The organism is Halalkalibacter urbisdiaboli, assembly GCF_002156385.1.
In the GTDB taxonomy this organism is placed as follows: Bacteria; Bacillota; Bacilli; order Bacillales; family Bacillaceae_D; genus Halalkalibacter_A; species Halalkalibacter_A urbisdiaboli.
In genome coordinates, this window is the sequence record NZ_MVJM01000001.1 from 119,717 (window position 1) to 142,195 (window position 22,479).

The window sequence follows — 22,479 nt, forward strand, 5'->3', positions numbered from 1 at the left end:
AAACAAAAGCATGGTATGCGTTGGACCAACCTAAAAGGGTTGGAAAAAAACTCAATGCAGGCGATGCTTGTTTTCGCTGCCATGAACCTAAAAAAATTAGCCAACTGGCACTGGAGGAACACCCATCCTCCAGCGTCACCAACAGACAATAGACGGAAATACGCGAAAACGCCTTTGAGAGTCATTTCTCAAAGGCGTTTTGTCTACGGTCTGCGGCTAAACTAACCTGTTTAGTTTAGCCATTCCTTTTCTTTACATAAGATAATTCATTCATAAGCTAAACAGATGTAGCTTAGCCCTAAAGCTTATTAAGAATAGACAATAACAAATTCATATGTAACAAGTTTTATCAACTCAATCTCCCTGCACTATTATTTGAATGTCTTTTCATTTCTCTGTTTTTCCTTCATAATAATGGACAATCACGATGAGAGGAGGAAGACACATGGGAGAATGTAAATTAGATCACAATGTAGAAGACGTGTTCAAGAAGCTCGAGGAGCAATCAAGCTTTTTGCCAAATGAGTTATATGAAGGGTTTCAAACGTTTTTACAAAAAAAACAACCTCAAACCGCTTTAAATGAAGCCTTTCACTTACTTAAAAAATACGATTTAGCAAGTGTGGAAGAACGTGAACAGCGTCACAACAGTATACGAGAACTATTTAAAGGATAACGAAAAGACAGCAAGGCCATTAGCCCCTGCTGTCTTCTTCACTATTTTGCTTCCACCTTAATTTCACCATTTACAACATTAACTTTAAATGCGGATAGCGATTGTTCACTTTCAATTAAATGGGTCGTAATTTGGTCTTCAATATGCTCTTGAATGGCACGTCGTAATGGACGTGCACCAAATGCTTGATGATAACCGAGCTCGGCGATTTTTTCTTTTGCAGCTTGAGTCAGCTCAATTGAAAGATGTTGTTCCTCTAATGTGGCTTTTAACTCATTTAGCATAATATCAATAATGTGAATTAAATCCGTTTTTTCTAAGTGGTTAAATTCAATAATCGCATCGATACGATTTAAAAATTCAGGCTTGAAATAGTCTCGTAAGCTCTCAAGAATGCTCTGTGTTGCTAGAACGCTGTCCGCATCACTTTCATTAAAGCCGATTGATGCTTTCTTTTGATTTGAGACACCTGCATTTGACGTCATGATAATGACCGTCTCATTAAAATTCACTACTCTACCTTGGCTATCCGTTAAACGACCGTCCTCCATAATTTGCAGGAACATGTTCATTACATCTGGATGCGCCTTTTCAATCTCATCTAATAGTATGATCGAATACGGATTACGACGAACTTGTTCGGTAAGCTGACCTGCTTCATCATGACCAACATAGCCAGGAGGTGAACCAATTAATTTTGAAACAGAATGCTTTTCCATATACTCACTCATATCAAGACGAATCATTGATTCCTTGCTGCCGAATAGTTCAGCCGCCAATGTTTTCGTTAATTCCGTCTTCCCTGTTCCAGTTGGACCGACAAACAGGAACGACGCTGTCGGACGTGCTTTTGACTTTAAGCCAACACGAGCACGTAAAATCGCTTTTGCTACTTTTTCAATCGCTTTTTCCTGTCCGATGACCTTTTTCGCTAAATTGCTTTGAAGGTCCCTCATTTTTGACTGCTCTGATTTTTGCAGCTTCTTTACAGGTATACCCGTGCTTTTTTCAATAATGTCTTGAATATGCTCTAACGTCACTTCTGTTGCAGGTTCAACGACATCATTGTTTACTTGCTTTTGAAGTGCCAACTCTTCATCCCGAAGCTGGGCTGCCTTTTCATACTCTTCATTTTTTGTTGCTAGTTCTTTTTCACGAGAAATATCCTCTAATCGTTTTTGCAGTTTCGCTTTATCTGTACCTACTTGAGTTAAGTTGAGCTTCGAACCTGCTTCGTCTAATAAATCAATCGCTTTATCTGGTAAGAAACGGTCTTGAATATAGCGGTCAGATAGTGTCACACACGCTTTTAAGACCTCGTCTGAGAACTTCACATTATGGTAATTCTCATAAATAGGACGGATCCCTTTTAAGATATCGTATGCTTCCTCAACTGTTGGCTCTTTCACAACTACCGGCTGGAATCGACGCTCCAACGCTTGATCCTTTTCAATTTTGCGATATTCTTTTAATGTTGTAGCACCAATAATTTGGAACTCCCCTCGGGCCAGTGCTGGCTTCAACATGTTTCCAGCATCCATCGTTCCTTCAGACGAGCTCCCCGCCCCAACCATCATGTGTAATTCATCAATAAAGAGAATCACATTATCACGTGCCTGAAGCTCACTAACAAGCTGTTGCATTTTCTCTTCAAATTGACCACGATAACTCGTGCCAGCCACTAGCGAACTAATGTCTAATACATAGACTTCCTTATTTAGTAGCTTTGCTGGAACATCACCTTTGACAATCTTTAATGCAAATCCTTCAGCAATCGCCGTTTTCCCTACACCAGCTTCCCCAATCAACACCGGATTGTTTTTCGAACGACGATTTAACACCTCAATCACCCGTTCAATTTCTTTCTTACGACCAATAACCGCATCAATTCGTCCCTGTCTTGCCTCTTCCGATAAATTACGTCCGTGCTGGTCAAGGAATCCATTACCAGCCTGCTTAGTAGCTGGCTCTTTTACTTGTTGCTGGGTAAAACCACTTTCGGAGAAATTCCCTTGTGAGAACAGCCCTTTAAAGAAATCATCAAAATTAAAGGCGCCCATAAACGATTGATTTTTACTCTGATTATAACAATCGGAACATAATGATACTTGCTTCTTCGCTTGATTAATCATAATGTTCATCGTTACACTTGCTTGATTACTTTGACATTTTTGACATAACATCTTGTCTTCATCCTTTCGTTTTTTGACCTTGACTATCTTTGACCAAATATATAAAAGAAAAAGCCATATAGGCTGTTTAGAAAAATAATTCTATTCTTATTATATTTGACCTTCTTTGACTTTTCAAGTAGGAAGTGTTAGCAGTGAAAGAATCCAAAACAGCATTTTTATAGGCTTAGCGGATACTAGGCTCGCTATTCACTCAAAATTCGAGCATCGAGCCCTTAATTTACCAATTAAAAATCCTCTACCATTCACGCCTAACAAACATGATCAATCCTCATTGATTTTCTTACTTGAAATCGATTCTAGTAAAGCCATTGGTATATTAAAATTTTCACTATTGAGGTTTAGTAGCTTCATTTCACTCTCAAGCTCAGCCTCCTCATCGTCTAGTTCGCGAATTTCTTTATGTAAGGCTTCCATTTTTTTATCTAACATTTCTACGGTATCAGCTGCATGTTTGAGTTCATTGATGAGATGAGCAGGAACCTCTTTGTTGTATTTATAGAAGATTTTATGTTCTAAGCTTGCCCAGAAATCCATCGCGATTGTTCGAATTTGTACTTCAACAAAAACATATTCAATACCGTCGGACATGTAAACAGGTATTTTAATAATGAGATGAAGACTTTGGTACCCGTTCGGCTTCGGATTCAAAATATAATCCTTTTTTTCAATCACTTCAATATCACTTTGATTCTCTAACATTCTACTAACTTCATAAATATCAGAAATAAAAGAGCACGTGATGCGTATTCCAGCAATATCTTTTATCGTTTCTTTTATACTTGATAACGAAAAATCAATATTTTTCCGATACACTTTCTTTAAAATACTTTCCGGTGTTTTGATCCTAGACTTCACATGTTCAATTGGATTGTAATCATGGATGTACTGAAATTCCTGCTGTAGTATTTCGATCTTAGTATTAAGTTCATCAATGCCAAATTGATATAGCATCATAAATCTCGTTAATTCATTTTTAAACTTTTTTAATTGTTTTAAATCAAGAGTGCTCATATCTATCTCACCTTTATATCGAATTTTACTCCTCATCTTAAATGATACTTGCTAGTTAAATAGTCTACTCAAAACTTTTTAGTATTTTTATTCGTTGGCACTTCACTTAACGCAAACACAAAGATTCCGATTAATCGAGAAGAAAAAATCTTCCTTTGCCGATATTTTCTCCATATCCAACATCCAGTTTTCAAGTACTTCATTTTCTATCAGCTCTTTTAGAACCAGCCACTCTTTTATCATGTTTGCTAGTTTATAAGAGTAGTTCGGTTCTTGAAACGTCTCATTTATAAGCGTGTATACTAGAGGAACGACTTTTGTAAAGCCAGCTTGCTTGCACATCAGACGTAGTATATACCGTTTGATCCCAATCTGTATGCTGAATAAGGGCGATACCATTTGGTTTTAATACCCTTTTTATTTCAGCAATTGCAGCTTTAGGGTCCTTCATCCACTCTAACGTTTCTGCACAAATCACTTTATCAAAGTAATGATCTGGAAACGGTAAAGCCATTCCATCCCCCACTAAAAACTCGATGTTGCCCTGTTTTCCTCGCAGCTTCCATGTTTCAATCGCAGCTTGAATTCGTTTTATATCGGCGTCTAGTCCAATTACCTTCTTTACAAAAGGATACATATTGATTAAAAAGTGCTCTGTGTCTCCAGTATTACAGCCAACATCTAATACGACATCGTCAGGCTGAACATTCAGTTGTTCAAAATAAAATTTCCACTGTGCCAAAACGTCTGGCATCGGTGGATTTAAGAATCGTTCCTGAGCCACATTCATCTCCTCCTTTAAAAACATAAAAAAACTCGTCTCAATAAAGAGACGAGTTATTACACCCGTGGTACCACTCACATTGACTATTCAAGTCCACTTTACGATAACGAGAACGAAATTCCCGACGAACCCTACTTAGACTTCAAGCTCGTATCTCCGAAGTGCGGTTCATTCATAAAGGCACATCAGGCTCCCACCATTCCTGACTCGCTAACGATTCCTTATCAATTACTCTCTTCATCATCGAATTTTATCATATTTGTTAAATTATACCTTTAATTATAAGGCCGGTCAATCTTTAATAAAAGAGAATTCCTCTTCTGTGTATTCTGTATTTTCATAAGCTAAGTGAACACCTACCTCATTTCTTAACGCCTTTGAAACATGCTTTGTTTTCAACTTCACACTAAAATCCTCTTTAAAAGGAAATGGCTCCAGCTTAATAGCATTGCGACTTTGCCAGCTCGCTTTAAAGATTTGCTGCTCAATAACTGTATCGAATTTTATAGCGGCGCTACTCTCTTCCTTAGCAGCCCCACTTTTGTTCATACAAATATAAAGGGAGATCTCATCACACAGCTGAAGGAGCTTTACATGCCTCATTACCATGTCATCAGTTGGATGACCACATTGCGTAAGGAGTCGATTTTGCCTATCTATTTCATTTTTCATGAACGCTTTACATTCAGGGTCATGTGAACGGCGAATAAAGGCACTATAATGATGACTACAAAGCAATGCTGCATAAGAACTCATTTGCTCGACTTCCTCAAGGCCTTTTATATACATTTGAAGCTTAGGATAAAGCGGGTAATCCATGAACGAAAAAGGGACGTTGCTGCCATCATTCCAAATAGGCACCTCATCAAGACCAATCCAGCCTCTATCATGCTCACGGACGCCCAGTAATATCTCCTCCCTATATCGTTCGTCTAAAAAGAGGTGATCCAGAAAATGGTTAGCAATCTCACCTGATATACGGGCATGGTCATGCTGTTTAGTCATCATAAACCATTCTTCGGACTCCATTATAATCATAAGATAAACTCCTTTAATACCTTATTAGCTTTTTAAAAATCTCGGGTCTTCTAAATATTTTAAAAGTTAACACCTTTGTAATGAATTTATCAATACATTAACACAAATTACCATTAATATTAAATCGTTTATTATAACAGTAAAAAATACAAATAATTACAAACTGTATAGGAAATACTATCATTACATGACATTGTACTGGAGGTAGGATTTAGTGAAAGAACATCACATTAACTTAACATCAGCTGAGTTAGGTGCTTTATGGGCCTCTTATATGAGCGAAAGTGCAACATTACCAGTGCTCAGCTATTTTAACGAAATTGTTGAAGATGCTGAAATAAAACGTGTTATTGAATTTGCATGTGAAAAATCAAAGGAACACCTTACTACCCTAACCGAATTATTTAAGCAGGAAAACTATCCAGTTCCACTCGGGTTTTCAGATGAAGATGTGAATCTTAATGCGCCTAGACTTTACTCTGATACATATATGCTTTATTTTGTTCGCAATTTAGGAAAGGCTGGAATTGCAGCAGATGGAATGGCTTTTTCGATGTCTGCCCGTAAAGACATAAGAAAGCTTTATCGCCATTATTTAATAGAAGCTGCCAATGTTGAGGACTTTACAATAGAAGTCATGCTGTCTAAAGGCTTGTATGTTCGTCCCCCTTATATCGCTGCACCTAATCAGGTCGATTTTGTAGAGAAAGGCAGTTTTTTACGAGGGTGGTTTGGCGAGCGAAGAACGCTTACGGCTCAAGAAATCGGCCATATTTTTATGAACTTCACAAATAATTCATATGGGAAAGCGTTACTAATTGGGTTTGCGCAGACTGCAACATCAGAGGAATTGCGAAGTTACTTTGTTAGAGGCACTGAGATCGCTCGTGGACTAATGCAAACCTTCCGAACTCTTTTAGAGGAAAGTACGCTACCATCCCCTATGACATGGGACACAGAGGTTTCAGCATCCACTGTTGCTCCTTTTTCAGATAAATTAATGCTTTTCCATGTGAGTTCGTTAAATTCTATTGGTATTGGCAATATGGGTGGTTCGCTTGGTCTTTGTATGAGACGTGATTTAGCAGCTAAGTACATCAAAATGATTAAAGATATCGGAACTTTTGCAGAGGACGGGATGAATATAATGATCAAAAATGGATGGTTTGAAAGACCTCCCCTTGCGGTTGATCGAGAACAGCTCACGAAGGAGACAAACATATAAAGGAGGAACGTTTGATGAAAAGAAAAAGCAACATGCGCCCGGCTTCTAAAAAATTTAACACAGAGAATGATACATATGGAATTTTCGTTCAAGAAATCGAAGTTGATACAGATGTGAACGAGGACCCTAATCGAGAGAGATTACTGGATGAGTCTCTGGATGCCTTTTTAAAAATCAAGAAAAGAGTAACGTATTAAAATTTAGCGAACGACTAACCGAAATATCTCCCTTTATCGTTTGACTACGTCCTACACACGATTGAAGAGGGAGATTTCTTTTTATGTTTTGTTAGCACTACTAAAGCGTAGAATAGAGAAACAAGACTAAACAACATCATCGAGGTTTCCTCCTTCACAGGAAATCCATCCACTTCTACCCATTCTGGATAGGTGATGAAGAAAATATATTTCCCTAGAAAATAACCTACGATTGGAAATAGAGCCATGTTAATGAATGCGAACCGTCGAGGAATTTGTTCCAATATGATCGTCAACGGAAAGAAGATGAGGAAATAAAATAAGCCTCCCTGAACGAGAATAGACTGAATTTCCATGCTAATATGCTCAAAAGGAACGACTTTTGTACTCTCCATCCGTTCAAGCCCAAGCATTCCCCCTGCAAACAAACAGAGAAACACAACAAATAAAAAAGCATAATGTTTAAGGCTATTCAACTGCTTACCCCTTCATCCAAAATTAAAAAAAGACATTTTTCAAATAAAGAAAACCATATAGAAGAACAGTTACGACAATAATAAATAAACCAACCATTACAAACCCATAAATAAATCCCTTGCTCATCGATACTAAATCGAAAAACATCGTTTTTAATATATCTATGCCTCTTTCAACTAATCTAATCATTGTTCCTCCTTATTTTCCGTTTAAAACATCAGCTATATTAGCTTCTGAAACGATACGGATCCCATGTTTCTTTAACAGCGCAGCCGTTACACCGACACCATCAATCTTATGCTGTTGAAAACTACCATTATAGATCATAGAACTACCGCATGATGGGCTATAATCCTTTAAAACAATGAATGTTGCCTGTAGTTCTTGAGCTTTTTCTAAAGTAAGCTGTGCTCCTTTAAGATAGAGGTCTGTTACATCTTTACCCGTTCTTTCAACAACTCTTGCTTTTCCTTTGAGCACATCTTCACCATCTCCGCCAATAACTTCTGCCGGCTCCCTTGGAGTAACAAAACCCCCGAGCAATTCGGGACAAATCGGTAGTGCCTTGTTATCGGTTACTAATTGTGCTAGACTTTGCTCTAAACAATGAGAGCCATTATACCTAACTTCTAATCCGGCTAAACAGGAGCTTACAAGAATCATTTGAGTTCCCTCCGCTACAGTTCGATTTATTATTTTTGATAGGTTTGATAGTAGTTTCCGATAAAACAACTGCAAATCAGTGCGATTATAAAAGGCAGCACTGAGCCCCCAGCTTCAAACCCTGTTGCTGTTTCTTTATAAAATTGAAACATAAACAACTGAATCTCAAACTGGTAGCCAATCAATATAAGTAATCCACTTAATATAAAAAAAGACACTAATGCAACGATTACCGTTTTCGTCATCTCTTCACCTCCATAAAATAAAGGCTGTCGTTGATGTGTGAAATCATCCTAATACGGAATCAATAAAAAAACAACGTAGATAGCCACCAAGAATCATTGCTATATACGTTTGAAATGACATCTGAAAGAAAGCATTTACCAATAGAATGAGTAGGAGCGGAAGAAAAGGGACCCCTATTTTCCACTTTGAATGTGTCGTAGTATACTGTCCGTACGACAAACCGAACATTTCGTTCGACCTCAAATAATAACTGTTCCTAACTAAATCACTTGCCGCGGGACCAGCAGACAGGTAGCTTCATTGTTCCGCTCCTCTATTACAGAAAAATTTGTGATTAGGACCTCAATTCTCGATTTTTAATAACCATTCACGAAGTTTGACTTTAGGGTAATAAACAGTACCATTAATGATAATATGAGGAATACTCGGGTGCTCCTCAATTAATTTAGCCGCATCTTCTTTTGATACACCCATAAAATAGTGAACCTCATTTTGTTTAATAAGTTCATGATCATCATCTTCAGCTAAATATGACATCACATTGTTTGGGCTTGGATTATTAAAGTTCTTCAAGCCATCACCGATAAAATAGCCGGCAGCTGCAATACCAATTGCTAATAAAATGAAATCCATTTCCCCCTCCTTTAAGGCCATAACAAACAAGTAACAGTTTCCACATTATAACAATACCATATTTCGGGCTAAATTTACCGCCCATTTTTCGAATTACTCCAAAGGCAGAAATTTAAAATGATTATAGCGCTGGAATTAAGTTTTCAACAACAACCTCTTTTCCAAACGTGTCACTCATTAATAAATCAAGTAGTCTTTCAGCTGTAAAATCAGCTGATTGGAGCTTCCCTTCGCTTGATAATTCCTTAAATAAGTCTACATATGGAAAATCTACCTTTTTCGTGTCTCGAATTTCCGCTTGCATCTCTGTGTCAATCATACCCGGATAGACGGATACAACCTTTATTGGAAATACGTTCGTTGCCTGCTCTAAGGCTACACTCTTTGTAAATGCATCAAGTCCTGCTTTTGACGTTCCATAACAACTCATCGAAGGCAAAAGATGCTTCGCAGTTCCCGAGGAGATGTTCATGATTCGCTTATCAAGTCTCAAGTCATTTGTACGTCTAATAAACGCTGAAGTACAAACAATAGGGGCCAATAGATTAGTATGTACATTTTTAACAATATCCTTAGTTTGAGTAGCCTCAATTGGTGCAACTGGCGCAAGAATTCCTGCATTATTAATAAAGTAGATTGACTCGATAGCTGGATCTTTACATATAATTTCAAACATTTCATCAAAGAGTGAATCGATTTTATGCAGGTTCGTTAAATCAAAAGAATAATCATAAAAGCTCGCCTGTGTATCCTTTGCTAATTGCATAAGAGCCTTGTTGCATGTCCTCGATATACTAAAAATGGAATGGTCCTTCTTAAGAAGCTTTCTCGCCATCGCCTCTCCAATTCCTTTAGATGCACCGGTAATAATAAAAAATTTCATTGAGACACCTCCTCTTTTTTCCAGTTTATTACAGTTCTTATTACCTGTATGAAAAATTCGATTTCTAAAAAAGATGCTTTAAAAAGGATTGAAGCTCATTACTCCAAATATTGATATAATACATTTTTTTAAAGTAAATCATGATTCCAAGAATAATTATGGTGACACCACCAATTTTCATAAAAATAGCCGAATATTTTGTTAGAAATTTCACCTTCCCAATCGCAAATCCCATCACAATGAAAGGAAGTGAAAATCCTAGATTATAAGCAGTAATCGTAACAAATGCCTTTGTAGGTTCATAAAATGTTGAATACAGAATTGTCCCGAAAATAGGTCCTAGACAAGCCGTCCACCCAGCTGAGAAAATAAAGCCAATTAGAAACGTATTCAAATACGAAATTCTCTTCGGACGATATTTTAGTCTAAATTCCGACATTAGAAGCTTAGGTTCAATTACCCCTGCTAAAAATAACCCTACTAAAACTAAAAAAATTCCCCCGATTTGCTGAATTAACGTATGGTAGCCACGAAAAAGCAAGCCAATCGTACTTGCAGAATAACCAATTACATAGTAAATCACCGAAAAACCTAAACAAAACAAAACAGAATGGGATAATGTGATCATCCACAGCTTTTTGTTCGTTTTTAATTCTTGTACCGAAACTCCCGTAATATATGAAATAAACGATGGATAGAGCGGCAAGGTGCAAGGTGAAACAAAAGCAAGCATTCCCGCAGCAAATGCCAATAATAGACCTACTTCAGGCATATAAAACAACCCTTTCACAAAAGTTACCTTAACCATATCATTTATTCATGTTGAAACAGTTAATTGATTTTGTATATTTTATGACACTATGACAATAACTGGAAACTGTTGACTTGACCATAATAAAAGCACATCCAATTGTTTGACGATGTCTAAAAATTGGATGTGCTTTTCAAATTACAGAGACGACCTGACATATTTACTCAATAATTTTAATCTTGTCAGCATATAATTGAGGAGGTAAACTTTCCAAAATCTCGCTCGTTCCATCCTCATTTTTAACGACCCAAACTTCCACTTTACTCCCTACCTCTAACTCATCAAATGAGGTTTGTTCCCCATTATTGGTTAAAATTTGGGTTTCATCTGACACAATAAAATATACCTGTTCATAAGTAGCAGTTGGATCTGTATCAGATACTAGTATCTGATTTTCATTCGGAATTTCAGTTACGACAAAGATTGGTCGTTTTTCTGCTTGTTCACCGGTATTCCCACAACTGACTAAAGAAACAATCAACACAAAAATGATAATCAAATATTTCACCATCTTTATCCCCCTGTTCATTAGACGCCAGATCTTGTCATTAGGTTACACCCAATAATAAGTTATAGGGGAGTGTTCCTATCCTTCACTTGGACTTCAATTTCTATCAGAACAATATTTACTTTTCGTACTACAATGCTAGACTTTAAGCAAGTATAGATTCATTTATTGATCAAATTTATTTCTATCTAGTTTATTAGATATCTCATCTAGCTTTTTAAGGAGTAATATATCATTATGATTTTTTGCTCGCATGAACCGAAGAATACTTATTAGAAAATAAACGATAAAACCAAATACAAATAAATATAGTAAAATACCAAGGCCAAAACCCATTTTAAATATCACCCTTTTAAATTAATAAACAATGTACCCATTACTTAGCGCATAACAACATATTGAAAACGTCGATTTGCTCATTCAATCTATCTGAAACCGATTCAACGAAACTCCACCCTTGTTTTTCGTAATAACCTGAAGCATGTTCTGTTCGTAAATACAACTCACTGAATCCTAGTTCCCGAGCCACATTAATCGTCTCTTTAACTAACTTTTGTCCTACCCCTTTGGAGCGATACTCTGATTTAACATACAATGAAGCCAACCAAGGCTTATATTCCTTGCGTACGTCCAAATCATTTTCAACAATGGATACTGTGCCAATACACTCCCTATCTTTTAATGCAATGAGAGTCATTGGGAAGGGATCCGTTTTTGTGTGAGAAAAATATGTAACGACTTCGTCAAAAGTCATTTTACTGCTTGATTGTTCAACAAATTCTGAATATACCATCTCTGACACCTTATAAATATATCGAGGGTGGTTGGATAAAAAATCAATAATCATCAACGAACTCCAATCTTTACTTTATTTACCAGAAAAAACGATACCTCTCTTTAAGAATCGTAGCAAAATCTATCCTTTAATTTTATTTATTCTACTATATAAATATTGAATTAAACAGCAATTTCTTCGTTATTATCACTTTTTGTATGACTTCTAAACCATATTACTCATTTATCTAATAACAAACATTTAGAAACAAGCAATCTCACCTTTCACTTTGTTTTACCATGTCCTTGTAGTACTGACCGTTTTTGATTAACGCCTCATGGGTTCCATGTTCTACAACTCTTCCTTTATTTATGACAAAAATAGCATCTGCCTCTTCAATGGTTGATAATCGATGTGCAATACAAAGCGTTGTACGATTTTCTTTTAATTTTTCAATTGCTTTTTGAACCCAATATTCAGATTCTGAATCTAGTGCCGACGTCGCTTCATCTAGTAATAAAATCGGAGCATCCTTTAAAATCGCCCGTGCAATCGCAATTCTTTGCTTCTGTCCTCCTGATAGACGGCTTCCCTGCTCTCCTACCATTGTTTCGTAGCCTTTGGGCTGCTGCAAAATAAAGTCATGTGCAAAAGCTGCTTTCGCTGCAGCCATTACTGCATCTTGATTTGCGTCAGGTGAACCAAATCTAATGTTCTCTTTAATCGTTCCATTAAAAAGATAAGGTGTTTGCGGAACATAAGCGATTTGTTCACGTAACTCCTTTAACGTCCACTCACCAACATATTTCCCAGCTATTGTCATTGTCCCATGATTTGCAGGGAAAAATCCTAACAACAACTTAAAAATTGTACTTTTTCCACCACCGCTCTCTCCTACAAAACCAACTGTTTGACCCTGTTCAACTGAAAACGTGACTCCGTCTAATACACTCCCAAATTCTCCATAAGTAAAATGAACATCTTTCATAGAAAGATAGGGTTGACTCTCACTCTTCAATTCCTGACTTGAAGAATAGTGAGTGGGTTCACTTTTTTCATCTAGAAAAGTAAATACTCGTTCAGACCCAGCTAAGGCATTTTGTACCTCGGGAATAAACAATCCAACTTCTAGAAAAGAACGGTTTAAACGCATTTGTAAAAACATTAGTGCAAAAAGGGTTCCGAATGTCGTCTCTCCCCAAGAAACCATCATAGCTCCAACAATTAGTACAAACATCGTACTTATAATACCTAGAAGGTAATTCAGACTATCAAGGGATGCACCTTTTTTCTCTCTGTTTATCGCTTGCTCGGTAACACGACGATTTTGCTCGCTATACTTATTTAATATCAATGTTCGTATTGGATACAGCTTTATCACCGTAAAGCCTGAGAGAATATCAACAATTCTAGATGACAACATACCAAGTGAATGTTGAATTTCACTACTAATACGCCGAATCGGCTTTGTATATAACACGTTAAAAAACATCGAGATAACATTTAGAGTGACCAGACCTAAGGCAAGCCTCCAATCCAAAAGAAACATCGGAACTGCCGCCGTTAATCCATAAATAACAGGAGCAATGAGCCTTCTGAGCCTCCCTGTGTAAAGACCTGTCATCGTTGTTACATCATTCGTTAATCTCGATAATAAAATCCCACTATGGTTGTTTTCAAAGTACCTAATTGGTAAAGTACTTCTGTGATTAAAGACCTCAACTTGGAGATCCCCTTCAGTTCGCTTTGCACACGCATTATACATATAACGAAACAGTGGGATGAAGATACAGAGACAAAGCAATGAAACAATTAATAGATAGATTCCTTCAACTAAAAGGGACATTTGTTTAAATTCTGCAGCTTCAATCATTTTTTTGATAATCATTGCTTGAACGACAGGAATAACAGCTAACATCAGCGACATTCCCAGCATTCCGATAAAATAGAATAAGGCTCGATGTTTTAAAAAGGATAGTGTTCTTGTAAATTCTTTCCCCATTTGCAAATAATCCATCATTGCGCTTCCTCCAACAGCTCTTCTGAAAATTGTTTCTCATATAATGCTCTGTATCGTATACCATTCTTTATTAAATCCTCATGAGTTCCTCTTTCTACTATCGTTCCGTTATCAAACACAAGAATCTCATCTGCTTTAATGACTGTTGATAAACGATGAGCAATGACGAGGGTGGTGCGTTTCTTAGCATATTCGTCTAACGCTGATTGAATGGAAGTTTCCAATCCATGATCTAATGCAGACGTCGCTTCATCTAACAAGAGAATAGACGCAGGTTTCAATAATGCTCTGGCGATAGAGAGCCTTTGTTTTTGCCCTCCAGACAAATTGTAGCCTCGTTCACCGACAAGCGTCTGATACCCTTGGGGAAGTTCGATAATAAAATCATGAATACAGGCTGCTTTTGCAACTTCCACAATCTCATCAAAACGAGCATGAGGATTCCCGTAGGATATATTTTCGGCAATCGTCCCTGGAAACAAATACGTATCTTGTGAAACCATCGCTATTTTTTCACGAACGCTTTGCAAATGTAACTTTCTCATATCGTTTCCATAAAGATAAATATCTCCTTTCTGCTGCTCATAAAGACCACAAACCAATTGCAAGGTTGTACTTTTTCCAGATCCACTTGATCCAACTAAAGCAACGGTTTGATTTCGATTGATCTTAAAGCTGATATCATGCAAAACGTGCACACCATTTTCATACTGAAAAGACACTTGTGAAAATTCTATAACGGGTTCACTAGACTCTACTTGCAAAATTTCTTCATTACCACCTTTACGCTCTATTGGTAGTGCCAATACATCTTTAATACGTTGAAACGAGGCATCCGCAGTCCTCATTCCTCCAATTAAACTTGGGATCATTGCTAGAGGGTCTATAAGATATTGGACTAAAAAGACAAATGCAAACAACTCCCCCGCAGTTAATTGACCATTAATCGCTAAATAGCCCCCATAAATTGAGCAAATTAATAATGGAACAATATGAATTATCATCTGAAACGGTGTAAGCAGCGCCTGCCGTTTTTCTCGCTTAAGCATAAAGTGAACAAGCTCTTTCACCACATGATCATACTTTTGATTGAAGATACTTTGTAAGTTATAGGCTCGCTCCATATGAATACCATCAATCGAATCTTGGGCAATGGTGAGCATGTTAGACTGGATTTCTGATTCACGCTTACGAAAGCCACTAATTGGCTTACTAATTTTATTAGCTAAAAATAAAGTTACCGGAACAATGACCAACGTCATGATAACAAGCTTCCAGCTCATAAAAATTAGAAATGTGAAAGTTAGTAAAAAGATAATTGGTTGATAAAGTAATTGAAAGAAAGGACCTTGCAAAAATTGTTGGAGCTGATTGATATCATTAGACAGCTTAGAAACGAACTCACCAGCGTTAACTTGATCTCGCTGCGGTACAGAAAGCTTCATAATATGAGTAGAGAGCTGTTCCCGTAATTTCTGTATATACTTGAAACAAAATTTTCCAGAGACATATCTAGTAACATATTTAAAGAACGTCCCAAATACCGCAACAATCACTAAAAGACAGACATAATACCAGATTTCCGTAAGAGCATCATCCCGAAGATCAGTAAGTTCCTTAATTACATACCCTAATGTTACATCACTAATCCCAACGAATATCGCCGCTACGAGGTACAAATAAATATTAGTTCGATCCTTTGATAAACGAATCAACTGACTTATAAACTTTGACAAATTGACCACTCCATTTAAATAATAACGCTTTCATAATGACATTCGCCCATCATTTTTTATTCTAATTTTATGTTACCGTACCACATTTTTTGGTAAAACAGATAATAATTACCTCAGTTTTTTGTTGAAATCAACTACTTTCTTTTTTGATATAGGTTTATCTTACATATATTTACCTTCAATCTTCCCTCATTATCTAAACCCTGAATTATCACCACATTTAGTAGTTTACCTTTATATCTTGAACACGACATCTATTATTGACTTTTTTGCACTATTGTATAATATTAGAAATAATAGAAATTAAAAGTCATAGATTATTGGAGGAATTCAAATGAAAAAGTATTTTTGCATTTTTATTACTTTTCTGGTTTTATGTGTGAGTTTTAACACTTCGTTCATGTCGGCTCATGCAGAAACAGTTACCGAAAGTAAAGTATTTTATGATTTAGATTCTGTGCCATGGGCCGAATCGAGTATTTACTTTTTAACTGAAAGAGGTACGATTTCAGGTTACGGTAATGGCATTTTTGGTCCAAATGATTCTATTACACGAGGTCAGGCCGCCGCACTACTTGTAAGAGAACTTTATCCACATTTAATAGACCAATCTTCCTCTTCTTATTCAAGTAAATTTTCTGATGTGGATAAGGACCATTATTTTATAAAGGAAATTTCTATTGCTGCTGAAAAAGGCTTAATGGGTGGCTATACAGACGGAACGTTTAAACCCCAAAATCCAATTACACGTGCGGAAACTGCTGTTATCCTCTCGAAAGCTTATGTACAAGGATATGGTAAGAAAGAAATTACTTTTAAGGATTTATCTGACGTAAAGTGGGCAAAAAACGGAATTGAAGAACTAGCATCAAATAATTTAATAGCAGGTTACTCTCAAACTGAATTTGGTCCAAAACGCAATGTTACACGAGCTGAGTTTTCAACTTTTTTAACGAGAGTAATTAAGTTTAATCCAATGAAGTTTGAAGGGACGTTAACTGGATGGCACACCCAAGCAGGTAATATAGCAACTGTTGAAATAAACAACGAAAAAATTGATATTGAATTAGCTGGGTTAGAACCTTTCTCAGTAGCGGATGATGAAGCTGGAATTCCCGACATAGTGAACAAATATATGGAAGAGCATTTCATTGGCAAAATAGTTAGAGTCGAAATTGAACCATACTCAAATCGTTTTACAGTAAAGCAGCGTTATCCTGTTGGGTATTTATGGACAATTGAAGATGATAAAGAGGAACTGATAAATTTGGTGCTTTTAAAAGATAGCTTTGGTCGACTATCACGAGATTTTTCAGTTTCTTATAAATACTATTATGAAATAAATAAGTACTCTAGATATTAAAGTCTACTTTGTTTTAAAAGGTATTCTTTAAATAAGAGGGAGCGGTTACTTGCTCCCTTTTTCCATTTACCTAATTGCTGTATTTTTACATTTGCATTTCGTTCAATAAAATCTGCCTTAGCCTTTTCTTTCTCGATTAATAAAGAAAACCAATAAGTAATAAATAACCGCACTACATTCAGTAAATAACCGAAACTCTAAAAGTACCTTTGCTGAATACTCTTCAATTTAATAAGTACTTGAAGAAGACGATGCCGCAATTGCCAGCATCGTCCTCTAATTATTATTTTATTGAGATTCAACCATGACACCGAATACAGATGCGCGAACCATCTTTTGATTTAATAATGGTTCTAATTGCTCACGTGTCCCTGTAATGACAGCCCCTAATACATTTACATTCTCAGCATGAAGTTCTTCAGAATCACCTTTTAAGTGGTGGTAAATCCGCTCAAATTCACCATAGTATTTTCCGTTTTTTTCCTTAATTCCATTTTTAATAGCTTCTATGAACGCTTCCTCACTGTTTATTGAGCCGCCGTTTATTTCATCAAAGCCATAGATTTGATTAGCGAGCTCAGGAGATGCTGGGATCGAGATTTCCTCCTCTTCCTCTTCAGACTGGGTGTTGACTTCCTTTAATCTTTCAAGATCTGTATACGTATCGGCCCAATACCATTTTAGTGTTACATCTTTTAATAATGCTCGCACTTCCTCTGGTTTATATTTTTTATCAAACGAAATTGCCATTTCAATTGTTTTATCTTGCATTCTCTCATCAAGCTGTAGTAAATCGTTTCTTATTGTTTGATATTCAACATCGGGATGATAGAATTCTAACATTCGCTGCTTTGTTTCGCGGTCATAATAACGTATTTGCCCATCTACAGGGTCCTCAACGTGAATAGGAGAATGATCACCCGCTAACCGGCTAACACCTCCGAATAAACTGTAGGTTTGCACATTGTCGCTCCAGCTAACAGGAATTCCGCCTATTTCTTTATACCGATTGATAAATAGAATCCCCTCAAAGATCCCATTTCCCATATTTTGTACACCAGCTTCATTCACATTGGGACTTGTAATTTCACTAAATAACTGAATATCACGTAGCGCATTTTCTTGATTTTCGTGCATAATGTATAGCCATGTGAAACCGAGTGCTACAAAAACAAATAGTGCAACAAACACGGATATGAAAATATTACGGATTATTGTTTTTCTTTTTGCCCTTTTTATCGTTTGTTGAAGGGGCGTCTTCCCCTTCGAAGTATCTTCAAAAAGCTTGTCTAATTCCTTTTCACGGTCAGTCATGTTTAGCTTCCCTCCTATAAATCTCCTTAAATGTTTCTCGTGCACGAAATAAATACGTTTTTAATGTAGCACGCTTTAAATCTAACAAATCGGCTATTTCCTCGTAGCTTAATTCAAGTTCGTATTTTAAGAAAAGCAGCTGTCTATATACGGGTTTTAATTGATGCATGACTTGATTAATGTCCTCTCGTAATTCTTGTTGCTGGATGTAATCAATTGGAAGTGGTTCATCATCTATTAAATCAACATGCTCAAAAGAAATACGAATTTGTCTATTTTGTTTTCGACACAAATCATAATATTGATTAATCGCAACCCGAAATAACCAACTATATACTTTGGACGTTTCGATTGAATCCATATAGAGAATGTATTTATACACCGATTCTTGAACAATATCTTCAGCGTCACGAGGGTTCGCGCCAACCTTTATTAAATACTTATAAATGGTTTTCGTTTTTTCTTCTAATATTTGTTGCAGCGCTGCATCGGTATTCAATAACTCCCCCCCTTTCACTTATAAAACGACTGACCTTCACAAAAGTTTACAATTATCTTAAAAAGAAAAAGCCCCCTTAGAAAAAGAGCGCATCTCATTTATATACTCTTGCAATTTTCATCTAAATTCCTGACACCTAATATCGAATCTGTCATCTTGGACTCGAAGGATGTGTGAATTATCTATCTTTCTTTTAAAAGCTCCTCTTTTAACACCTTAGTGTTCGCCTCGTCTAACGTCCCATAGCTTTGGTTTGCTTCATTGCTCATCCATGTTGATGTTTCGTTGCTATTAAACCAGATTCGATAATGAAACAATCGTTCAGGCATATTTTTGTCAAGCTGGTAAAAATAGGTCGCCCGTATATCCTCATATCTTACCATTTCGGCTTCAACACCTGACTCCCACCTTACCTCCTCTAGTACAGCTTTCAAGTTATAAACACTCGTTTCGTCCGTAACCATTACATCGACTACAATTCCTTCTACATTTAACTTTTGGATATCTACTCTTGTTAACGTTTGCTCGTTCTCACCGCAGCCAGCTAATATTATCATTAGAAAAAAAGCTATTACAACCTTCCTCAAATCATATCGCTCCCTTTTTTGATTCCATATTTAAAACCTAGTAACTATGATCAAGAATGGCTCTTACAAATTTAAGGATAATCGTTCCTCTATAAAAAGGAAAGCTTCCCACATGTTTAGAATGTGGGAAGCCCTATGTATACTAGCTCAACCATTTTTACTGTTTGATACATTTGAAGCTGTTCCTGAGTCTCTTCATCTAATTGCTGTATCCATGACGTTCTTTCTAATCTTGCTTGGTTCTGTTCTGCTTCAACATCAGAACTCCCCTACGATCAAGGATGGGACTGCAACTCCTACTGCTAGTAGTGTCACAATTTTTGTAGAAAGTACATTTAACATGCAAACCAATCTCCAATTTTTTTATTTTGCCTTACATGTCCAATAATAAAGTTCTAATGTGTCAGGAATATGCCAACAATAATTTTTTACATTTTTCGTAAAAGGAACCACTCTTTTTTTCCTTATGCACTAAAGTGGTCAAATTTGGACAACCTAAGTATACTAAGGTTTAGTGAAAGGATTGGAGGTAGTTGAAATGATCATTGAAATGTGGACTGACTTTGCTTGACCATTCTGCTATATTGGCAAGAGGCGTCTGGAGGACGCACTTCAGCAGATTGAACAGCCTATAACTGTTTCGTATCGCTGCTTTGAGCTAGACCCTACAATGGAGCGAGATGTGAACTATAATATTTACGAGAAGTTAGCGCAGAAATATGGTATGAGTTTGGAACAGGCGAAGACGAATTGTAGAAATATGGAGCAAATGGCCCAAGAGGCTGGCGTCGATTTTCGATTTGATACGCAAATATTGACAAATACGTTTGACGCTCATCGTTTAGTGATGTTTGCAAAATCGAAGGGCTATATGCATGAAATGACCGAGCGAATATTACGAGCGTATTACTCAGAGTCGAGGCATATTGGAGATCATGACACGTTAGCTGCACTAGCAGAAGACGTTGGTTTGGATTACACTGAGGTCAAGAGTATGCTTGCAAGCAATGACATGGCAGATGCGGTGCGGGCAGATGAGCAGGAAGCGGAACAGTTAAACATTCGTAGTATTCCATTTTTCCTCATTAATCGAAAATACGCGATATCTGGTGCACAACCGACAGAGGTATTCGTCCAATCACTCCAGCAAATTATTGAACAGGATGACCCTTTTACAGCCGAAAGTAAAGGTACAACTTGTGATGATAACGGCTGTGAAATTCCGAAAGAATAATTAATAAGAGGTTACTAACATGTAGGGAGAGCACTGAAAAACTCCTTTCACGTAGCTCATTCCTAAAAGGCCACTGAAAAGGTGAAAATCAACCTTTTTCCGTGGCCTCCACCATGGATGAGCGATTTTTTATTTATCTAATTAATCGACTAACAACGTACCTGTTGTATGAAGCGACTAAGCTTTGCTATCCCTTCCTGTAACTCGTCCTCTCCTAGATGTCCATACCCGACAATTACTTTGTTTTTATGTTTCCCCTTTACAATCGCATGTCTTTCTACAGGATAAACCCGTACACCGTTATTAACCATCTTATTAAAGAACTCCGAGGTAAACATTAGCTCTTTAAATTCAACAATTATATGCAAGCCTGTCGAATCACCAAGAATGTTGATTTGGTCGGAGAAGTACTGAGTCAAAAGCTGAATAAGAAAGTCACGCCTTTTTTTGTAGATTTTTTTCATTTTAAGAATATGGCGCTCTAAATAACCTGCTTCGATAAACCGTGCTAATACAACTTGCTCAACAGAAGGTGTATGGAGATCAGAGAACCACTTTACTTGTCTTCCTTGTTCAATCAAGTGTGAGGGAAGGATTACATAGCCTAGTCGCAATCCAGGTGATAAGATTTTACTGAAGGAACCAACATAAATCACTAGCTCTGGCGCTAAGCCTTGTAATGAACTAACAGGTAATCCTGCATAACGAAACTCACTATCATAGTCATCCTCGACCAAATAACAGCCATTCTCCCTTGCAAATTGAATCAATTGAATTCGGCGCTGAATTGGTAATGTACTACCTAATGGGAACTGATGTGACGGTGTAACAAAGACGAATTTAGGATTTAACCCTGAAGATAGCGCATCGGTGTTCATTCCATATCTATCCACAGTTATCGGGTGTAGATTCGCTCCTGTTTGTGTGAAAATTGTTTGAATATCATCGGTGATTGGATCTTCTATAAGGACAGTATCCCCTTTTGAAAGCAAAAGTTTTGTTATCATTGTTAAAGCTTGTGTTGCACCTGAGGTAACAACGATCTGCTCCGGGTGGCAATGGACCCCACGAGTTCTTCCTAAATACTTAGAAATTGCTTGCCTTAATTCATAACGTCCTTCTGGCTCACCATAGCTTAACATCGAATCCGTACTCGAACGATAAATGTCAGCTGCTAATTTCGCCCATATTACTCGCGGAAAATAACCTAAGTCTGGTATTCCTGAACGAAAATCAATCACTTTTTGGCTGTGCGTAGATCTTAATAATATGTTAGTCCGCTGAACGTCTCCACGGTCTTCCTCTAAAAAGGCTCCCTTCGCAACATAGGTCCCTGCGCCTTGACGAGTTTCAATAAACCCCTCCGCCAACAACTGTTCATACGCTTCCATAATAACATTTCGCGACACTTGTAATTCAGTCGCTAATTGCCGCGTTGACGGTAATCGTTGACCTCCAACTAAATGACCTTTCAAAATTTGATTTCTAATTTGTAAATACACTTGACGAATGAACGGAATTTCTCGGTTTCTATCGATTGGAACCCATAACATGCTCGTCTCCTCCACTAACTACAAAAATTGGCACCATTAAATTTAAGAAAA

At 37.0% G+C, this 22,479-nt stretch carries 26 protein-coding genes and 1 other annotated feature; of the genes, 7 read left to right on the forward strand and 19 right to left on the reverse strand.

Annotated features, from left to right (window positions below):
• On the forward strand, positions 1-225 hold a 225-nt coding region (locus tag B1R93_RS23275; RefSeq protein WP_483422317.1), incomplete at its 5' end, for a transposase.
• 220 nt (positions 226-445) lie between these two features.
• Positions 446-676, forward strand: a complete 231-nt coding sequence (locus B1R93_RS00595; RefSeq protein ID WP_088102058.1) for a group-specific protein — start codon at positions 446-448, stop codon at positions 674-676.
• Positions 677-717: 41 nt separating this feature from the next.
• On the opposite strand, the gene B1R93_RS00600 is transcribed toward B1R93_RS00595, so the two are convergent.
• The 4 genes from B1R93_RS00600 to B1R93_RS00615 form a co-directional block, all read right to left on the reverse strand.
• Complete coding sequence (locus B1R93_RS00600; RefSeq protein ID WP_088102059.1) at positions 718-2,859, reverse strand: ATP-dependent Clp protease ATP-binding subunit; 2,142 nt, start codon at positions 2,857-2,859, stop codon at positions 718-720.
• 273 nt (positions 2,860-3,132) lie between these two features.
• Entirely contained in the window at positions 3,133-3,882 is a 750-nt protein-coding gene (locus B1R93_RS00605; protein ID WP_088102060.1) for a GTP pyrophosphokinase, read from the reverse strand.
• Positions 3,883-4,165: 283 nt separating this feature from the next.
• Positions 4,166-4,666 (reverse strand): class I SAM-dependent methyltransferase, encoded by a 501-nt coding sequence (locus B1R93_RS00610; protein ID WP_207634106.1) that lies wholly within the window; start codon positions 4,664-4,666, stop codon positions 4,166-4,168.
• 41 nt (positions 4,667-4,707) lie between these two features.
• Positions 4,708-4,919 (reverse strand) — a binding site (T-box leader).
• A gap of 38 nt (positions 4,920-4,957) precedes the next feature.
• The gene (locus B1R93_RS00615) at positions 4,958-5,704 is read right to left on the reverse strand and encodes a DUF3891 family protein (protein WP_088102061.1); all 747 of its coding nucleotides are present in this window, start codon (positions 5,702-5,704) and stop codon (positions 4,958-4,960) included.
• 214 nt (positions 5,705-5,918) lie between these two features.
• Here B1R93_RS00615 and B1R93_RS00620 point away from each other — a divergent pair, with 214 nt between their 5' ends.
• Together B1R93_RS00620 and B1R93_RS00625 are read left to right on the forward strand one after the other, a co-directional pair.
• Positions 5,919-6,929, forward strand: a complete 1,011-nt coding sequence (locus B1R93_RS00620; RefSeq protein ID WP_088102062.1) for a DUF3231 family protein — start codon at positions 5,919-5,921, stop codon at positions 6,927-6,929.
• 14 nt (positions 6,930-6,943) lie between these two features.
• Positions 6,944-7,126, forward strand: a complete 183-nt coding sequence (locus tag B1R93_RS00625; RefSeq protein WP_088102063.1) for a hypothetical protein — start codon at positions 6,944-6,946, stop codon at positions 7,124-7,126.
• Positions 7,127-7,170: 44 nt separating this feature from the next.
• Here the strand turns inward: B1R93_RS00625 and B1R93_RS00630 are convergent, their stop codons facing one another.
• From B1R93_RS00630 to B1R93_RS00675, 11 genes are all read right to left on the reverse strand, one after another.
• Positions 7,171-7,602, reverse strand: a complete 432-nt coding sequence (locus B1R93_RS00630; RefSeq protein ID WP_088102064.1) for a hypothetical protein — start codon at positions 7,600-7,602, stop codon at positions 7,171-7,173.
• A gap of 22 nt (positions 7,603-7,624) precedes the next feature.
• Positions 7,625-7,792: a hypothetical protein gene (locus B1R93_RS22840; RefSeq protein ID WP_165763688.1), complete on the reverse strand. Its 168-nt coding sequence runs from the start codon at positions 7,790-7,792 to the stop codon at positions 7,625-7,627.
• A gap of 9 nt (positions 7,793-7,801) precedes the next feature.
• Positions 7,802-8,266, reverse strand: coding sequence for a 2-thiouracil desulfurase family protein (locus B1R93_RS00635; protein ID WP_088102065.1), 465 nt, complete (start codon positions 8,264-8,266; stop codon positions 7,802-7,804).
• Positions 8,267-8,295: 29 nt separating this feature from the next.
• Positions 8,296-8,511: a hypothetical protein gene (locus B1R93_RS00640; RefSeq protein WP_088102066.1), complete on the reverse strand. Its 216-nt coding sequence runs from the start codon at positions 8,509-8,511 to the stop codon at positions 8,296-8,298.
• Between the two features lie 343 nt (positions 8,512-8,854).
• The gene (locus tag B1R93_RS00645; protein WP_088102067.1) at positions 8,855-9,145 is read right to left on the reverse strand and encodes a DNA-binding protein; all 291 of its coding nucleotides are present in this window, start codon (positions 9,143-9,145) and stop codon (positions 8,855-8,857) included.
• Positions 9,146-9,266: 121 nt separating this feature from the next.
• A complete protein-coding gene (locus B1R93_RS00650) occupies positions 9,267-10,028 on the reverse strand; it encodes a (S)-benzoin forming benzil reductase (RefSeq protein WP_088102068.1) in 762 nt (253 codons plus the stop codon).
• 64 nt (positions 10,029-10,092) lie between these two features.
• Positions 10,093-10,800 carry a cytochrome c biogenesis CcdA family protein gene (locus B1R93_RS00655; protein WP_088102069.1) on the reverse strand — a complete coding sequence of 236 codons (708 nt, stop codon included), beginning with the start codon at positions 10,798-10,800 and terminating at the stop codon, positions 10,093-10,095.
• Positions 10,801-10,999: 199 nt separating this feature from the next.
• Complete coding sequence (locus tag B1R93_RS00660) at positions 11,000-11,350, reverse strand: DUF3221 domain-containing protein (RefSeq protein WP_165763689.1); 351 nt, start codon at positions 11,348-11,350, stop codon at positions 11,000-11,002.
• A 373-nt stretch (positions 11,351-11,723) separates the two neighbouring features.
• A complete protein-coding gene (locus tag B1R93_RS00665) occupies positions 11,724-12,140 on the reverse strand; it encodes a GNAT family N-acetyltransferase (RefSeq protein WP_245308154.1) in 417 nt (138 codons plus the stop codon).
• A gap of 259 nt (positions 12,141-12,399) precedes the next feature.
• Entirely contained in the window at positions 12,400-14,142 is a 1,743-nt protein-coding gene (locus tag B1R93_RS00670; protein ID WP_088102072.1) for an ABC transporter ATP-binding protein, read from the reverse strand.
• Positions 14,139-15,878 carry an ABC transporter ATP-binding protein gene (locus B1R93_RS00675; protein ID WP_165763690.1) on the reverse strand — a complete coding sequence of 580 codons (1,740 nt, stop codon included), beginning with the start codon at positions 15,876-15,878 and terminating at the stop codon, positions 14,139-14,141. Before B1R93_RS00675 ends, B1R93_RS00670 begins: the two co-directional genes overlap by 4 nt.
• A 334-nt stretch (positions 15,879-16,212) precedes the next feature.
• On the opposite strand from B1R93_RS00675, the gene B1R93_RS00680 reads away from it, so the two are divergent.
• Positions 16,213-17,241 carry an S-layer homology domain-containing protein gene (locus tag B1R93_RS00680; protein ID WP_088102074.1) on the forward strand — a complete coding sequence of 343 codons (1,029 nt, stop codon included), beginning with the start codon at positions 16,213-16,215 and terminating at the stop codon, positions 17,239-17,241.
• Between the two features lie 288 nt (positions 17,242-17,529).
• Here B1R93_RS00680 and B1R93_RS00685 read toward each other — a convergent pair whose 3' ends face one another.
• The 3 genes from B1R93_RS00685 to B1R93_RS00695 all read right to left on the reverse strand — a co-directional run bounded on the left by B1R93_RS00685 (position 17,530) and on the right by B1R93_RS00695 (position 19,641).
• Positions 17,530-18,555: an anti sigma factor C-terminal domain-containing protein gene (locus tag B1R93_RS00685; RefSeq protein WP_088102075.1), complete on the reverse strand. Its 1,026-nt coding sequence runs from the start codon at positions 18,553-18,555 to the stop codon at positions 17,530-17,532.
• Positions 18,548-19,054 (reverse strand): RNA polymerase sigma factor, encoded by a 507-nt coding sequence (locus B1R93_RS00690; protein WP_165763691.1) that lies wholly within the window; start codon positions 19,052-19,054, stop codon positions 18,548-18,550. Before B1R93_RS00690 ends, B1R93_RS00685 begins: the two co-directional genes overlap by 8 nt.
• A 182-nt stretch (positions 19,055-19,236) precedes the next feature.
• The gene (locus B1R93_RS00695; RefSeq protein ID WP_088102077.1) at positions 19,237-19,641 is read right to left on the reverse strand and encodes a hypothetical protein; all 405 of its coding nucleotides are present in this window, start codon (positions 19,639-19,641) and stop codon (positions 19,237-19,239) included.
• A 112-nt stretch (positions 19,642-19,753) separates the two neighbouring features.
• Between B1R93_RS00695 and B1R93_RS00700 the strand changes: the two genes are divergently transcribed.
• Complete coding sequence (locus B1R93_RS00700) at positions 19,754-20,029, forward strand: hypothetical protein (RefSeq protein ID WP_088102078.1); 276 nt, start codon at positions 19,754-19,756, stop codon at positions 20,027-20,029.
• A gap of 195 nt (positions 20,030-20,224) precedes the next feature.
• Complete coding sequence (locus B1R93_RS00705; protein ID WP_280949464.1) at positions 20,225-20,875, forward strand: DsbA family oxidoreductase; 651 nt, start codon at positions 20,225-20,227, stop codon at positions 20,873-20,875.
• A gap of 149 nt (positions 20,876-21,024) precedes the next feature.
• Here the strand turns inward: B1R93_RS00705 and pdxR are convergent, their stop codons facing one another.
• Positions 21,025-22,428 (reverse strand): MocR-like pyridoxine biosynthesis transcription factor PdxR, encoded by a 1,404-nt coding sequence (gene pdxR / locus B1R93_RS00710; protein ID WP_088102080.1) that lies wholly within the window; start codon positions 22,426-22,428, stop codon positions 21,025-21,027.
• Between the last annotated feature and the right edge of the window lie 51 nt (positions 22,429-22,479).